19 protein-coding genes are annotated in these 15,779 nt (G+C 42.0%); 15 read left to right on the top strand and 4 right to left on the bottom strand.

The window, feature by feature from the left end:
* Positions 1-92: 92 nt before the first annotated feature.
* On the bottom strand, positions 93-638 hold the full coding sequence (gene pssA / locus D0463_RS09540; RefSeq protein ID WP_117307179.1) for a CDP-diacylglycerol--serine O-phosphatidyltransferase: 546 nt from the start codon (positions 636-638) through the stop codon (positions 93-95).
* Positions 639-807: 169 nt separating this feature from the next.
* On the opposite strand from pssA, the gene D0463_RS09535 reads away from it, so the two are divergent.
* Positions 808-1,602 (top strand): phosphatidylserine decarboxylase, encoded by a 795-nt coding sequence (locus D0463_RS09535; RefSeq protein WP_117307178.1) that lies wholly within the window; start codon positions 808-810, stop codon positions 1,600-1,602.
* 38 nt (positions 1,603-1,640) lie between these two features.
* Here the strand turns inward: D0463_RS09535 and D0463_RS09530 are convergent, their stop codons facing one another.
* Positions 1,641-1,781 carry a sporulation histidine kinase inhibitor Sda gene (locus D0463_RS09530; protein ID WP_117307177.1) on the bottom strand — a complete coding sequence of 47 codons (141 nt, stop codon included), beginning with the start codon at positions 1,779-1,781 and terminating at the stop codon, positions 1,641-1,643.
* 394 nt (positions 1,782-2,175) lie between these two features.
* Here D0463_RS09530 and D0463_RS09525 point away from each other — a divergent pair, with 394 nt between their 5' ends.
* Genes D0463_RS09525 through D0463_RS09490 form a run of 8 tightly spaced genes read left to right on the top strand, consistent with a single transcriptional unit; the run spans position 2,176 to position 7,188 of the window.
* Complete coding sequence (locus D0463_RS09525; protein WP_117307176.1) at positions 2,176-2,706, top strand: YqeG family HAD IIIA-type phosphatase; 531 nt, start codon at positions 2,176-2,178, stop codon at positions 2,704-2,706.
* A complete protein-coding gene (gene yqeH / locus D0463_RS09520; protein ID WP_117307175.1) occupies positions 2,693-3,799 on the top strand; it encodes a ribosome biogenesis GTPase YqeH in 1,107 nt (368 codons plus the stop codon). The genes D0463_RS09525 and yqeH overlap by 14 nt, the downstream gene beginning before the upstream one ends.
* Positions 3,800-3,814: 15 nt before the next feature.
* Complete coding sequence (aroE, locus tag D0463_RS09515) at positions 3,815-4,648, top strand: shikimate dehydrogenase (protein WP_117307174.1); 834 nt, start codon at positions 3,815-3,817, stop codon at positions 4,646-4,648.
* A 3-nt stretch (positions 4,649-4,651) separates the two neighbouring features.
* Entirely contained in the window at positions 4,652-4,942 is a 291-nt protein-coding gene (yhbY, locus tag D0463_RS09510) for a ribosome assembly RNA-binding protein YhbY (RefSeq protein ID WP_117307173.1), read from the top strand.
* 15 nt (positions 4,943-4,957) lie between these two features.
* Complete coding sequence (locus D0463_RS09505; protein WP_117307172.1) at positions 4,958-5,527, top strand: nicotinate-nucleotide adenylyltransferase; 570 nt, start codon at positions 4,958-4,960, stop codon at positions 5,525-5,527.
* Positions 5,517-6,092 (top strand): bis(5'-nucleosyl)-tetraphosphatase (symmetrical) YqeK, encoded by a 576-nt coding sequence (gene yqeK, locus D0463_RS09500; protein ID WP_117307171.1) that lies wholly within the window; start codon positions 5,517-5,519, stop codon positions 6,090-6,092. The genes D0463_RS09505 and yqeK overlap by 11 nt, the downstream gene beginning before the upstream one ends.
* Positions 6,089-6,445 carry a ribosome silencing factor gene (gene rsfS, locus D0463_RS09495; RefSeq protein ID WP_117307170.1) on the top strand — a complete coding sequence of 119 codons (357 nt, stop codon included), beginning with the start codon at positions 6,089-6,091 and terminating at the stop codon, positions 6,443-6,445. The genes yqeK and rsfS overlap by 4 nt, the downstream gene beginning before the upstream one ends.
* Positions 6,442-7,188 carry a class I SAM-dependent DNA methyltransferase gene (locus D0463_RS09490; protein ID WP_117307169.1) on the top strand — a complete coding sequence of 249 codons (747 nt, stop codon included), beginning with the start codon at positions 6,442-6,444 and terminating at the stop codon, positions 7,186-7,188. The genes rsfS and D0463_RS09490 overlap by 4 nt, the downstream gene beginning before the upstream one ends.
* 81 nt (positions 7,189-7,269) lie before the next feature.
* On the opposite strand, the gene comER is transcribed toward D0463_RS09490, so the two are convergent.
* Positions 7,270-8,097 (bottom strand): late competence protein ComER, encoded by an 828-nt coding sequence (gene comER / locus D0463_RS09485; protein ID WP_117307168.1) that lies wholly within the window; start codon positions 8,095-8,097, stop codon positions 7,270-7,272.
* 104 nt (positions 8,098-8,201) lie between these two features.
* On the opposite strand from comER, the gene D0463_RS09480 reads away from it, so the two are divergent.
* The 3 genes from D0463_RS09480 (at position 8,202) to D0463_RS09470 (ending at position 11,689) form a co-directional block, all read left to right on the top strand.
* Positions 8,202-8,852 (top strand): helix-hairpin-helix domain-containing protein, encoded by a 651-nt coding sequence (locus D0463_RS09480; protein WP_117307167.1) that lies wholly within the window; start codon positions 8,202-8,204, stop codon positions 8,850-8,852.
* Positions 8,853-8,926: 74 nt separating this feature from the next.
* Complete coding sequence (locus tag D0463_RS09475) at positions 8,927-9,376, top strand: ComE operon protein 2 (RefSeq protein WP_117307166.1); 450 nt, start codon at positions 8,927-8,929, stop codon at positions 9,374-9,376.
* Positions 9,377-9,391: 15 nt separating this feature from the next.
* Positions 9,392-11,689: a DNA internalization-related competence protein ComEC/Rec2 gene (locus D0463_RS09470; RefSeq protein WP_117307165.1), complete on the top strand. Its 2,298-nt coding sequence runs from the start codon at positions 9,392-9,394 to the stop codon at positions 11,687-11,689.
* 151 nt (positions 11,690-11,840) lie between these two features.
* On the opposite strand, the gene D0463_RS09465 is transcribed toward D0463_RS09470, so the two are convergent.
* Positions 11,841-11,975, bottom strand: coding sequence for a YqzM family protein (locus D0463_RS09465; protein WP_117307164.1), 135 nt, complete (start codon positions 11,973-11,975; stop codon positions 11,841-11,843).
* Between the two features lie 359 nt (positions 11,976-12,334).
* Between D0463_RS09465 and holA the strand changes: the two genes are divergently transcribed.
* The 3 genes from holA (at position 12,335) to D0463_RS09450 (ending at position 15,388) form a co-directional block, all read left to right on the top strand.
* On the top strand, positions 12,335-13,348 hold the full coding sequence (gene holA / locus D0463_RS09460) for a DNA polymerase III subunit delta (RefSeq protein ID WP_117307163.1): 1,014 nt from the start codon (positions 12,335-12,337) through the stop codon (positions 13,346-13,348).
* A 546-nt stretch (positions 13,349-13,894) separates the two neighbouring features.
* Positions 13,895-14,731 (top strand): STAS domain-containing protein, encoded by an 837-nt coding sequence (locus D0463_RS09455; RefSeq protein WP_117307162.1) that lies wholly within the window; start codon positions 13,895-13,897, stop codon positions 14,729-14,731.
* A 180-nt stretch (positions 14,732-14,911) separates the two neighbouring features.
* The gene (locus tag D0463_RS09450) at positions 14,912-15,388 is read left to right on the top strand and encodes a GNAT family N-acetyltransferase (RefSeq protein WP_117307161.1); all 477 of its coding nucleotides are present in this window, start codon (positions 14,912-14,914) and stop codon (positions 15,386-15,388) included.
* Positions 15,389-15,779 lie beyond the last annotated feature (391 nt).

Here is a 15,779-nt window from a genome sequence, read left to right as displayed (position 1 = left end):
TACAAAAAACCCGAATAAGAGACTTTTTTAAGTGTCCATTATTCGGGTCATAGTTCACATACACAACGGAGGGCGTTTCTTCTACAAATCTCTTAAACTTTTTTAAGTTTAAATGGACTGACCATCAAGAATGATAATATAATCATTAAGGACAGGAAGAATACGGCAGGAAAGTACGGTATCGCCAAGAAGCTTAACGTGGCGAGGCAGCCGGCAGCCGTGATTGGCAGTCCCGTAAAGTAACCGTTATTCTCGGTGATATTGAATTTGGCGAGGCGGAATGCGCCGCAGCCAATGTAAAATACAGTGAAGAATGCTCCAGGTGCGCCGAATTCATCTAGAATTCCCTGATAGAGTAATAGAGCAGGGGCAACGCCAAAAGAGATGATATCGCACATGGAATCGAGTTGTTTGCCAAGTTCAGATTCAATGTTAAACTTTCTGGCAACCATTCCGTCAAAGCGGTCAGCAAGCGCCGCCAGGAAGATCAGCAATAAGCCTAGATTTAATTCGCCATTCATTACGGCAATTATAGCAAATCCCCCGAGGGATAGGTTAACAAGCGTAAGGATGTTAGCTGTTTGGGTTTTTAGCTTTTTAATTGTATTGTCCAGCACGTCTGATAATAGTAATTTCAATTTTTTCACTCCTCTCACAACTGAATAAGACAGCTTTTGGAGCAGCTGATCGACAGCAGAGGCAGTGCTGACGAAAGTCACAGTTTATTATATAATAATATTTTATTCCGTGCATTATATGCAAGGGCTTTTAAATTTATTTTATTTTATTACATGGTGGTGTTCACGTTTGCTTCAGCCTTTTTACCGCATATTGATTGAATTAACAAATGGAAAAATTTCCTCAGGTGCCTTGAGGCGGTTCAGCCGCTCAAAGTGGAGCCGGCCTTTCATTCCAGGATATGCTAAAGTTTATAACATCAATAAAGAAGAAATAGATGGTGATATCGGGTCTTTCCCGACTCTTCATGATTTATTTACGCGAAGATTAAAGAGTGGGACGAGGGGGATCAGCGACCTGGAATCGGTCGTTGTCAGTCCGGTAGACGGAGTTTTGGAGGATTATGGGGAGATCACGAGGGATAAGCAGATTATTGTAAAAGGCAAAGTTTATTCCGTCGGGGAAATGCTCGGCGATGGAGCGGCTGTATCGAAATACATCGATGGAAAGTATATGGTTCTATATTTAAGCCCGAGCCATTACCACCGGATTCATGCCCCTATTGAAGGGGAAGTTACGAACCGCTGGGTCATTGGAAAAAAGTCATTTCCGGTAAACCGGATGGGTATGAAATACGGGCGGTCTCCGTTATCGAAGAATTATCGAAATATAACAGAAGTGAAGCATGGCAGCGGCCATGTTGCGGTTGTTAAGGTGGGGGCGATGTTCGTCAATTCAATTGTGATCACGGATGAGACCAGCTCTCTTTCAAGAGGCCAGGAATTCGCCTATTTTAGCTTTGGTTCTACGGTTGTTTTGCTTTTCGAAAAGGACACTTTTACAATCGCGGATGATTTAACTGTCCCCACCGATGTTCGTGTTGGAGAAGGGATTGGCATAGTAATGAAGAAAGATGAGAAATAAAAAGAGGCTGGTGAAGTAACCAGCCTCCCATATAGAAATTACAAGTTCGTTGTAATTTTGTGTGTCAGTGATCGTCGGTGAATTTCAGTCTCAATGAGACGAATAAAGTCGATGCTTAATTTTAATTTGCAGGCTTTAGAATGCGACTCGATTAATAGATCATCAGATAGCTTATTCATAAACCGTCTCACCTCCAATATTTTTTTAAAGGGTCTACTATGGTTTTTGGAACATATAATGATAAGTTATCCTTGATGTATCCTTACTTTATCAGAAATCAGACTACAGAACAATCGTTCTGTTATCCACATAGCGAAGTGGATAACTTGTGGTTAACCTGTTCATAACGGCTAGGTATATACTTAGAACAGCGTGGCTAATGTGCATAAACTTATCCACAAAATGGATTTTTAGTGATTTTGTCGAAAAGTTTATCATGAAAAGCGATTATAACAGCTTTTTAGACATATTATTTACAGAAATCTGTTATGGATATTGATTTTTTTGAAAGAAAGCCGGAAATTCGATATGATAGAGACGAAAAATTTGACGGAAAATATAGAGGTGTAAAACTTGCTTAAAATATTCTTGCCGAGTGAACATGTGAAAAGCATATTTGATATAACGCCGGAAAGCCTGAAAGCTAAAGGGGTTAAAGGGATTATCACTGATCTGGATAATACGCTAGTGGAATGGGACCGCCCTACTGCAACGCCAAAGCTGATCCAGTGGTTTGATAACATGCGGGATCATGGGATTTTAGTGACGATTGTGTCAAATAATAACGAAAACAGGGTGAGATCTTTTTCCGATCCACTTCAAATCCCATTCATTTTTCAAGCCCGTAAACCGATGGGGAAAGCTTTTCGGAAAGCGATAAAAAATATGGGCTTAAAAAGAGAGGAAACCGTTGTGATCGGGGACCAGCTGTTAACGGATGTATTAGGTGGCAATCGTAACGGTTTTCATACGATTTTAGTCGTGCCTGTTGCCCGGACTGACGGGTTTATTACAAGGTTCAACAGAAATATTGAAAGAAGGATTTTAACGTTTTTTAAACGTAAAGGCATGTTAGAATGGGAGGATCCGAATGAGCGTAAATGATATCGTTTGTATCGGCTGCGGTGTAAAAGTCCAGACTGAAGACCCGAAAGAATTGGGCTATACACCCAAATCAGCGCTTGAAAAGGAAAGCATCATTTGCCAAAGATGTTTTAAACTGAAACATTATAATGAGGTACAAGATGTATCCTTAACAGACGACGATTTCTTGAAAATATTAAATGAAGTCGGACAGACCGATTCCCTGATTGTTAAAATCGTCGATATTTTCGATTTTAATGGAAGCTGGCTGCCGGGACTGCACCGTTTTGTGGGCAAGAATGACGTGCTGCTGATTGGAAACAAGGCCGATCTGCTGCCTAAGTCCGTCAAACACAATCGAGTTATCCATTGGATGAAAGAATCGGCAAAGGAATTAGGCCTGAGTCCAATCGATGTCATGCTCGTCAGTGCAAATAAAGGCAGCAATATCGCGGAAGCAGCCGCGGCTATCGATCATTACCGAAAAGGGAAGGACGTATATGTTGTCGGCTGTACGAATGTCGGAAAGTCGACCTTCATCAACCGTCTGATCAAGGAAGTAACCGGTGAGGGTGATATCATCACGACATCTCATTTTCCGGGTACAACGCTTGATACGATTGAAATCCCACTTGATGACGACAAAGCGTTAATCGATACACCAGGGATTATCAACCATCATCAAATGGCGCATTTTGTGGACAAGCGTGATCTGAGGTTCATTACTCCAAAAAAAGAAATCAAACCGAAAGTGTACCAGTTGAATGAACAACAAACACTGTTTTTTGGCGGGTTGGCTCGGTTTGACTATATTTCCGGCGGACGAAGATCTTTCACATGTTATATTTCCAATGAATTGGACATTCACCGCACGAAGCTTGAGAACGCGGATGAATTGTATCGAAACCATGTGGGCGAGATGCTGGCACCTCCTCGCAAAGAGCAAATGGATGAGTTTCCCGAGATGGTAAGAAGGGAATTTATGATAAAAGAGGAAAAAATCGATATTGTTTTTTCCGGGCTAGGCTGGATTACGGTCAATGAACCGGGAGCAAAAATAGCGGCCTACGTTCCAAAAGGCGTGAATGTGATGATCCGAAAATCGTTAATCTAATGATAGGGTGATGAAATGAAACAAATATACGGGGTAATCGGTGATCCAATTGAACACTCCATGTCACCTGATATTCATAATGACGCGTTTAACACGCAAAATATAAAAGCATACTATCATCATTTTCATGTGCGTTCAGATCTGCTTTCCGATGCAGTAAGAGGGATGAAAGCGATCGGGATTTCCGGATTTAACGTCACGATTCCCCACAAGGAGGCGATCATTCCGCTGCTTGATGAAGTGGAAGAAGTCGCTCTTGCCATTGGCGCCGTTAATACAGTCGTGAATCAAAATGGGAAGTTCATCGGCTATAACACAGATGGTAAAGGCTTTTTACAAGCACTAACCGAACAATATGCCTCAACATTGGCAGGAAAAAAGATTCTGATTGTCGGTGCGGGTGGTGCGGCAAGGGGGATTTATTTTACCCTTGTTAAAGAAGGCATCCATACTGTTGATATTGCAAATCGGACTCCTGAAAAGGCGGAAAGGCTTGTGGCTGATTGCCCGTTTGAGAAGGCTTCACGGGCCCTTTCAATCTCAGAAGCGGAACAGAACCTGGGAGACTATGATATCATTATCCAGACAACGTCAGTCGGAATGAGTCCGAAGCTGGAAGAAACACCAATTGAGACAGCCAATATAAAAAAGGGAGCTTTCGTCAGCGACATTATTTACAATCCGCTGCAAACAAAGCTTCTAACAGCAGCAGAACAGCAAGGGGCTTCCATACAAAACGGCCTCGGGATGTTTGCCTATCAGGCGGCATTTGCTTTTGAAATCTGGACAGGGGTTTTCCCCGATGTGGAGAGAATGAAGCAAATTGTCTTGAACAAACTAGGAGGTTAACAGATGTTAACGGGAAAACAGAAAAGATTTTTACGATCAAGTGCGCATCACCTTAATCCGATATTTCAAGTCGGCAAAGGCGGTGTCAATGACAACCTGATCAAGCAGGTGGGTGAAGCATTGGAAGCGCGCGAGCTATTGAAGGTCAGCGTGCTGCAAAACTGCGAGGAAGATAGGGATACGGTGGCAGAGTCTCTGTCAAAGGGTGCGCGTGCGGAGCTGGTCCAGGTGATCGGAAATACAATTGTATTGTACAAGGAATCAAGGGAAAACAAACAAATCAAGCTCCCATAAGGTGGGGACCCAAACATGAAAAAAATCGGCATTCTTGGCGGCACATTCGATCCGCCGCATATCGGACATTTAGTTGTGGCAAATGAAGTATTGGACGCGTTGCAACTTGATGAAATCAGATTTATGCCTAATCACGTTCCTCCCCATAAAGAAAAGACCCAAGACGTGACGGACGAGGCCCGGGTTGAGATGTTGAGCCTATCGATAGAAGGAAATGACTTTTTTTCGATTGAGAAGATAGAGATTGAACGTAAAGGAACCTCCTATACGTATGATACGATCGAGCTGCTTCGGCAAAAAGAACCGGACCATGAATTTAATTTTATCATTGGTGCGGATATGATCGAGTACCTGCCTCATTGGCATAAGATTGATGAATTGATGAAGCTCGTCCGGTTCGTCGGTGTGAAGCGGCCCACTTACAGTGAGGTCACCGATTACAAGATTACGTTGGTTGATATTCCCGAGATGTTGATTTCTTCCTCTCTTATCAGGGAGAAGTTAAAAAAAGGCAAGACGGTCAAATACTTGCTTCCTGAGAAAGTGATCCGTTATATTGAGGAGAATGATTTATATGAACCGTGAGGAAGCACTGCGCCTTGTAAAAGAGCAGATAACCGAACAGCGTTATCAACACACATTAGGTGTTATGGAAACCTCCATCATCCTTGCGAAAAGATACGGCGCAGATCCGAAGAAAGCAGAATTGGCCGCGATTTTTCATGACTATGCGAAATTCAGGCCGAAGGATGAAATGAAGGAGATCATTCTTTCGCAAAAAATGGCCGAGGATTTGCTTATCTATAATTCCGAATTGTGGCATGCTCCGGTCGGCGCGTATCTCGTGGAAAAGGAAGCGGGAATAACCGACCCCGAGATCCTCGATGCGATCCGGTATCATACCTCCGGAAGAGTGAAGATGACACTTCTTGATAAAATCGTTTTTCTCGCGGATTATATCGAACCGGGCCGGGCATTCCCCGGGGTGGATGCAGTCAGGGAAACGACAAAGGAACATCTTGATCTGGCCGTCATCGAAACGTTGCGGAACACGATCTTTTTTTTAATGAAAAGAAATCAGGCGGTTTATCCTGATACCTTTCATACGTATAACGACCTCATACTCAAATTTAAGGAGAAGATGGAATGAATGAACGAGACCTTTTAATTACCGCTGCAAAAGCGGCAGACGATAAAAGAGCGGAAGATATCATTGTGTTAAATATGAAGGGCATATCGCTCGTTGCAGATTATTTCTTGATTTGCCACGGAAATTCAGATAAGCAGGTTCAGGCGATTGCCCGCGAAATGAAGGACAAAGCGCAAGAACAGGGCTATGAAGTCGAGCGTTTAGAAGGATTCGACGAAGCAAAATGGGTGCTCGTTGATCTTGGTGATGTTGTGGCTCACATTTTCCACCGCGATGAAAGAAGCTACTATAACCTCGAACGTTTATGGGGCGACGCACCGACAGAAGACCTTCATAGTGAATTAAGTCAATGACCTATGAACGTTTTGCCTATGTGTACGATTACTTGATGAGAGATGCTCCTTATGATCAATGGTTGGATATGCTCATTTCGAGAATGGACCGATACGGAATCGTTGGCAAGGACATTCTTGACCTTGCCTGCGGGACCGGGGAATTCACCATCGAGCTCGCAAAGCATGGTTTTGCCGTGTCTGGGGTTGATTTATCCGAGGAAATGCTTGCCGTGGCAAACGGAAAAGCGATGAATCAGCGATTGAGTATCCCGTTCTTCCAGCAAAATATGGCCGAGCTTGATGGTCTTGGTGATTATGATTGTGTCACGATATTTTGTGATTCTCTTAATTATATCCGCGAGGAAAGCGATGTTCCGCGCACCTTTAAGCAGGTGCACAGTCACTTAAAGACAGCTGGATTGTTTATGTTTGACGTGCACTCTGTTTATAAAATGGAACATCTCTTCCAAAACAAAACCTTCGCTGTCAATGACGAGGACGTTTCTTACATTTGGGATTGCTTCCCGAGTGGAGAGCCGTACAGTGTCGAGCATGATTTAAGCTTTTTTGTCTTAGACCGTGAGAGCGGCCTTTATGATCGGTTTGATGAATATCATTATCAGCGAACCTATCCGATTGAGCAGTATAAGAAATGGCTTGAGGATGCCGGCTTTGAATTATTGGAGATTCTCTCGGATTTAGAAGAAGAGCCAGTCCATGACAAGACCGAAAGAATATTATTTGTCGCCAGGAAAAAATAAAGAACCGTTTGAAGGAGCTCAGGCCTCAAACGGTTCTTTTTTTTATTTTTTTAGAAGGAAACTAACTATTTACAGCGAATGTTAATAAGGAGTTCCATATTGCTCTTCGATTTTTTCGATTTCTTCCGCGAATTTTTCATGCGTGGCATGGAAAAGATGCTGAAACATGTCTCCCACCCCAGCATCCAACGCCTTGATCCCCTCACCGGTAATGCCGCCTTTTACACAAACCTTCTCTTGCAGGGTTGGCAATGTGTAAAGTTCCTTTCTTAAAAGCTCTCCAAGACCGACAAGCATTTTCTCTGTTAAAAGTGTTGCCGTCTGTTCATCAATCTTCGTCGTTTTACATGCCCCATCAATGAAAGCCCTCGCCAGGTAACTGAAAAACGCAGGCCCGCAACTGACGATATCGGATGCAACCCTTGTGATCTCGTTTTCAATCGTGACCGGTGTCGAGATGCGGGAAGCCAAGTCTGTCAAAGCATCCATCCATTCGGAGGAACAGGCTTCCCCGAAGCTTAACAACGATACTCCTGATAAAGCGCGGTTTGTAATGCTCGGAATAAAGCGTGCGCAGCTGCAGTCAAGCTGTGATTCCAACTGTTTCACTGATATCGGGCTTGTAATTGAAATGACGCATTGGCTGTTATTGATATAAGGCTTGATGGCTGTAACGACATGATGGAATTCCAGCGGCTTCACACATATAAAGATAGCGTCAGATTCTTTGACCACTTGTTCGGAAGAATCAGCGACTCTTATACCGGCGAACTTATCTTTCAGGGAAAATGATTTCGAGAGTGTCCGATTCGTTATTGTCAAATCTGTTGGTTCGAGCCCCTTTGCTTCAAGGAGCGCTTCAATAAGAATCGTCCCCATATTTCCTGTTCCAATTACACCGACTTTCATTTTCCTCCCCCTCTCTAAGCGGAACTTCTCCTAAAAAAATTATGTCTCTCAGAATAATCTTATGACTGTATACCGCAGAAAATGAACACGGAGGTTGTCAATGTATGAAAATAGTCCAAAAAAAGAAGCTGGGAATGATCTCGCTGATTATCATCGCCTGTTGTGCCGGTTATTTCTTTTACCAGCAATCGCTTGAGACTGGTAAAAATGAGGCAGATCCATTTTTTAAAGAAGAAGAGCAGCCGGCTTTCGCTGCTGAGGAAATAAAAGATGGAGCAGGTCAGGCACCTGCTGAAACGAAATCACCAACTGTTGTCAAAGTGGATGTAAAAGGAGCGGTGAAAAGTCCGGGTGTTTTTACGGCAAAAGCAGGCGAACGGGTCATTGATTTAGTAACGAAGGCGGGTAACTTTACCGAAAATGCTGATAAGAACAAGGTCAATCTCGCGCAGCTTGTGGAAGATCAGATGGTCATTTATGTGCCAGAGGTCGGGGAGGATGCTGTGAGTAGCGGTATGCCGGCAGAGGGGACTGCAGTCGGTTCACAAGGAGCGGAAGGTGATAAAATTAATCTAAATACCGCCGCCGAGTCCGATTTGGATACATTGCCGGGCATCGGTCCCGCCAAAGCAACGGCCATCATTGAATACAGAGAGAAAAGCGGTCCGTTTCAAGCAATTGAGGATCTAAAAAATATTTCAGGAATCGGAGACAAAACATTCGAAAAATTACAGGACTCGATTACAGTTAACTAGTCAGGTCTACCCAAACTAAAAAGAAGAGGGTAGAATGAAGAAAGAAGTCGAATTATGTAAAAAGGAGAGCAACTATGGAACGGATTAGCTGGAATCAGTATTTTATGGCGCAGAGCCAATTGCTCGCGTTAAGAAGCACGTGTACCAGGCTGACTGTCGGTGCGACCATTGTGCGCGATAAACGGATCATTGCCGGTGGCTACAATGGCTCGATAGCCGGGGGAGACCATTGTATCGATGATGGCTGTTATGTGATTGATAATCATTGTGTCAGGACGATACATGCCGAAATGAATGCGATTTTGCAATGTGCCAAGTTCGGCGTTCCGACAGCAGAAGCGGATTTATACGTGACGCATTTCCCCTGCCTGCAATGCTGCAAGACGATCATCCAGGCAGGGATTAAGACCGTTTTTTACGCAGAAGATTATAAAAACCATCCTTACGCGATAGAGCTGTTCAAGCAAGCTGGCGTGAAAACGGAACAGGTAGAGATTCAGGATATATTTGAAATTAAAAAATAGCAGACTGGAGGGTTTATGAGTCATCTTCTATTCTTAGCCGTTTCCGCAACCCTTGGTGTTACGGCTTTTTCTTTTTTGGGCTGGAAGGCCTCTTTTTGTATCATCCTTTTTTTGGCGTTTGTGTATGATAAAAACGGCTATCGCGCCGTTATTCTTCAAGTGATAACAATCGCTCTTTTCCTTTCTGCAGCATCTATTGCCGATCATCTTCGCTCCACCTCCTATACAGGTACAGAAACCTCTTTTCAGATTACCTTTACAGAAATCCCGGACATTGATGGGAACATCCTTCGCGCTGAGGTCCGCTCCGATGCGGATGAAAAATTGCAGCTCAGGTATATCATTCCAACCTTAGATGAAAAGCAGCTGCTTGAGCATCAGGCGGCGGTCGGTCTATCCTGTCCTGTTAAAGGCAGTTTGGAAGAGCCGGAAACTCGGCGAAATGTAAACAGCTTTGATTACCGGAACTATTTAAAGCAACAAGGAATTTACTGGATACTAAGCGTAGAGAGGTTTTCCTTTCACGACTGTTTCTTCGAGAATAAAAATATCCTGGATAGCATCAAGAAAATAAGGAGTGAAGGAATCGCTTATATCGAAAAACACTTTCCGGAAGAAACGAGAGGATATGTCTCCGCCCTTCTTTTTGGTGAACAGAAGGAGATTAATGAGGACGAGCTTGCCGTTTTTCAGCGGCTTGGTCTCGTTCATTTGCTCGCCATTTCGGGACTGCATGTCAGCTTTTTGGCAGGAATTATTTTCTATGCGGGAATCAGGCTTGGGGTGACGCGGGAAATGATGAGTTTGTCCATGCTTGTTTTTTTGCCTATCTATGTCATTCTTTCGGGAGCCAGCATATCCGTTTGGAGGGCCTGTTTGATAGCGATGATTTTTTTCTCGCTGTTGTTTTTCAAAAAACATATCCCGATCACAAAATCGATGATCATCGTTTATCTTTCACTTCTTTTCATACAGCCTTATATGCTATTCAATATCGGCTTTCAGCTTTCATTTGCGGCGGCTTTTTCGATCATCATGTCTTCGGCGATAGTTCCCCGCTATAAAAGCAGGACGGTTCAGCTATTCATAGTTAGTTTTGTCTGCCAGATGAGCACGGTACCCATTCTCCTTTTTCACTTTTATGAAGTCACCATTTTGGGCGTATTCCTCAATATATTTTTTGTACCGCTTTACTCCATTCTTCTACCCTTCAGCATACTCGCCTTCCTCATTCACATCGTATATCCTGCCGCAGGCGATTTTTTCATTTATTTTCTCGATTTGATTATTACAATCAGCAATGAAGTGGCGGGATTTGTTTCAATCATGCCGCTCGCATCCGTCGCGTTTGGAAAACCGTCCTTTTTCCTGATGCTTATGCTCGTATTGGCCATTTTCGTGTTTTTTATAGGCTGGGATTTATCAGCATTTAAGACTGTTAAGTATTTATTGGCTGCAATCGTTCTGTTATTGGTTTTTCAATTATATATCGAAAAGCTCAATCCTTTTGGAGAGGTAATATTCATCGACATTGGGCAGGGCGATGCGATATTAATCAAGCTTCCTTTTGATAAGGGGAACTATTTAATCGATACAGGCGGACGACTGATGTTTAAACAGGAAGCCTGGAAGCAGAGGAGAAGCACTTTTAATACTGGAAAGGACATTATAGTGCCTTTGCTTAAAAGTAAGGGGATCGACAGACTGGATAAGCTGATATTGACCCATCCCGACGCTGACCATATTGGAGGTGTCAAGGAAGTAATCAAAGAAATGGATGTGGAAGAAATCGTCATCGGCAGAGGCTCTGAAAAGGATTATATTCGGGAGAAGTTTGTCGATACGGCAAAAGCAAAGAAAATCGCCTTTACGGCTGTTAAAAGGGGAGATCGCTGGAAAGCTGGAGAAGCCATGTTTTATATTTTGAATCCTTACCGGGAGGAAGAGGATAAAAATGAATCATCGATTGTGATGTATGCGGAATTTGGCGGTCAGCGCTGGATGTTTACCGGGGATTTAGGCATGGACGGCGAAGGAGAAATTCTTAAGGTATTCCCGAATTTGTGGCCAGATGTACTAAAAGCCGGTCACCATGGAAGCAAAACATCGACATCCGAATCGTTTTTGGATGTACTGCAGCCAAGGATTGCTATTATCTCTGCCGGGAAGGAGAATCGCTATGGCCATCCCCATACTGAGGTTATGGATGCATTGAATGAAAGAAGAATCCACATTTACCGAACAGACAAAGATGGCGCGGTGTCCTACCGTTTCACAAACCGGAGCGGAACCTTTTCAAGTGTTTTGCCATAGAATGGAGTAAATGATAATGGCGACCTTTTAAGCATATGCAGAAAGGAAAGTTTCTATCCTTTTTTATTTCGCAAACGGAAAAAAGACTGCAGTGCGCAGCCTCGAGCCCGATTGATATGGCCAACCGGTAACACCTATGTACCCAGATCCATTATTGTCCCACGTAATAAATTACGGTAGCGATAATGAACATAGTGGCAAAAAATCCAAAAGATACAATAAAGCCAACTCCGGAATCAATAGCGTCATTACGCTTTGATTGCACATTTTTTTCAAATTCGTTCATGTCTACCCCTCCTATTTCCTTTTAGTATAAGCGATTACAAAAAAAAAATCTACAACGGGCTTATCGAGCTGGACCCCTTCGCTTTTTCCTTTACTGACAAGAGTTGTCACAAATAGTTTACAACTGACGGGTGAAAATAAAGATACAAAGCAGCACAGCTTATTTCATTCCTGCAGCTTTCCACTAATACCTACTTTCCATCCTATCACCGCTGGAAAAGGAAGTATTCCGGGCCTTCCTTTCCAGTGTTCATATAGATCGGGAGTTGGCCGGGCAACGGCCAATTCCCATTATATCTTGTCAAAATGTCAAACCACCTATACCATAAAGATAAGAATACATATAAATGAGGCGGTACAGTGGTATTAGATGTTTGGAAAGACCTGAAACGAAAGAAATTTGCACCTGTGTATTTAATTTATGGAACGGAAGCTTTTCTTATTAATGAAACGAAGCAATTGTTATTGGAACATGCCCTTACGGAGGAAGAAATCGATTTTAACTTCACGCAGTTCGATTTGGAGGAAACCCCAATAGAAATAGCGCTAGAAGACGTTGAAACCCTGCCATTTATGGGGGAGCGGCGTCTAGTTTTCATGCACAATCCTTCTTTTTTAACGGCGGAAAAATCAAAACAAAAAGTGGAGCATGATATAAAAAAACTGGAACGGTACCTTGCTGATCCTGCATCCTATTCGATTCTTGTCCTTACTGCGCCATATGAAAAATTGGATGAACGGAAAAAAATCACCAAGGAATTAAAGCGGAAAGCCGTAACGGTCGAAGCGAAAAAACTTGGGGATCATGAATTGAAAGTCTGGATCAGGGAGCGGGCAGCTGCTAGGACGGTACAAATCGATGAAGACGCCATCGATTTATTGTTGGATCTTGCCGGAACTAATCTCATGCTCCTTTCAAACGAAATAGACAAAATGGCCTTATACATGGACGATCAAAAAAGAATTGACGCGGCAACCGTTGAAAAATTGGTCGCAAAATCGCTCGAGCAAAATGTTTTTACTCTGGTGGATAAAGTCCTGCAGAAAAATGTCGAGCAAGCGATCGCCATCTATCATGAGCTGCTCAGACAAAATGAAGAACCAATCAAAATTCTCGGCGTCATGGCGAGCCAGGTAAGGATTATGTATCAGGTGAAAGAAATGGCGAAACAAGGATACAGTCAGCAAAAAATCGCCGGTGCGCTCCGAATCCATCCATACCGGGTCAAACTGGCCATGGAAAAAACGGGCCGGTTTGACGAAAGAGAGTTGCTTTCCATCATTAATGAGCTCGCCGAAGCCGATTACAAGATGAAAACAGGACAAGCAGACAAAGAGATCACGTTGGAATTGATGATTTTGAAGATAAGATAAACCGCAAAACGGAAAATGGACCTTTAGTTTTTTATCGCTGTAAAGTTGAGTGATCGCCCATAAATATCGGTAATCGCTCATAAATTTGGATAATCGCTCGTAAATTTAAGTCATCGAGCTGAAATCCGGATTAACGAGCAGAAATTCAAATAATCGAGCAGAAATTCAAATAATCGAGCAGAAATTCGGATTGATGAGCAGAAATTCAGATTATCAAGCAGAAATATGGATTATTGAACAGAAATCTGAATAATCGATCAAAAACAGGATTCTAGGCATGGATTTTGGCTTACAAAGTTCGTAAATTTAAAAAAGGTGAGGGAGCCCCCCATTACGAGGTGTAAACAGTATATTTTTACGGGACAAAATCATATAGGTTTTGTCTCTTTTCATTTTCAGAAGGAGAATTAGTGCTTAGAAACGAAATATGCTGTATCTCAAAATACGTTTGAAAGCAAAAAAATTAATGAGTTTAGAAATCGTTCCCAAACTGCGGATTTAAAGATATAATCAATCCAAACAGATTGAACTTGGGGGTAAAGATTAATGAAATCGTTTTCGGCTGTTGCGAAATATCTAACAGACCATGCCGAACCATTGGCCATTAAAATCGTAGATGATATCATTCAAAGACTTGAAATTGAATTCTCAAAAGAGGAACTAGAGTATTACTACAATGTTTACGCTCAGTTTATCGTATTGTCGGCTGAAGGAATTACTTTGGATGGATATGAAGTACCTCAAGGGTTTATCGAAATGAGCAGAAAAAACGGGGAGCGTCAAGCGCAACTAAAGGGCAGGATTTCAAGTATCATAGGGCGCTATCCTCAAATTCGATATGGTCTTATCGAACAAATCACTCAAGTATCCATAGAGCATGGACTTTCCACTGAGGAATCGGTCGCCGTAAATAAACGAGTCAACTTTATGCTTGACACCACTGTGACCGAGACCATACTTGCCTTTGAACGGCAAACAGATAGTGTCATTGATGAAAGAGAAAAAGAGATTAATGAAAAACAAAGAGCGATTAATGAATTATCGGCCCCTATTGTACCTATCCAAGATGGCATTGCAATTCTTCCGTTGATCGGTACCTTCGATCCTGAAAGAGTTGAACATGTTTTCGATAAGGTCATACCAAGTATTCCGCGCTTGCAGGTTAACTATCTAATTATTGATTTTTCTGGCATCCTGACTATTGATACATACGTTGCAAGTCAGTTATTTAATGTATATGATGTTCTTCGATTGTTGGGAATAAGTGTAGTTTTTACTGGCATTCGTCCTGATTTAGCTACAAAATCTATTAGCACGGGCATTGATTTTTCAGCCATTAAAACTTATTCAAATGTTAGGCAAGCGATAGAGGACATTAGGTAATTATTTAAATCTCATATAGTTATCTAAAACTGGGAGCGATATTTCAAAGATATCGCTTTTTATTTTTTTTCAATTTAAGTAGCAGGTAAGACAGTACTATTCAATCAAAATAAATTTAATATTCACGAACATACATTCTACTGATATGTTATACATAGATATAATATGCGGAGGTTGTTTATGAAGACATTAAATGAGGTAGAATTACAATTTTATAAGTCTGAATATTTTGAACTCCTTAAGGCGTTTGAATTACCGGAAGAACAAGAGCAATTTACGGCATTGCCAACCGAGATGTTGGAAATAACTCACGAGCGGCACCCAATTGTAATATTGAGTGAAAATGAACCAGTAGGCTTTTTTGTATTGCATTCAAGCGCGAGGGTAAAAGAATATACGGCTAATCCAAACGCTATGTTGTTAACTGCACTTTCCATAAATCATGTTCAGCAGGGTAAAGGATATGCAAAGAAAGGGATGGAACTTCTGAAAGGCCTTGTAAATCAAGAATTTCCTGAATGTAATGAAATCGTTTTAGCCGTTAATAAAAGGAATATCCCAGCACAAAAGCTATATGAAAAGGTCGGCTACAAGGACTCTGGCAGAAGAAAGATAGGGGAAATTGGCGAGCAATTGATTTTGAGTTTGTCTGTGTAAATTAAATAGGGATAAGCCGAACAAGTAAGTTAACGGCAGTTGAATAAGAAAAGATGGTAAAATATAGATGGATAGTGTTATACATCCATTTAAAGATATACAGACATAGAGCCTTCAAATAAGGGTGGGTATGATGGACTTTTTCATTACATTTTTAACTGTATGGATAGGTTGTTTTTTGATTTCAAGGATTTTAAGTCCTTTTGCAAAAACATATTGGAAAAACGATTTAATCATTACATTTGCTCAATCATTAATCATTACGCTTTTGCTTGAATTTTTCATTTAAGGGAGATAATGCGTTAAAAATTTTGGCTCTGTTAAATTCCATAGTTGATTTTCAAATGGTCATGGAATCTACTCGCTTTCCGCGGACGAACTGGCAAGCCTC

Origin of the sequence: Bacillus sp. V59.32b (assembly GCF_003429085.1) — a bacterium.
GTDB lineage: Bacteria > Bacillota > Bacilli > Bacillales > DSM-1321 > Peribacillus.
The sequence above is the reverse complement of the archived record's forward strand: the minus strand, read 5'-3'. Positions and strand labels throughout refer to the sequence as shown.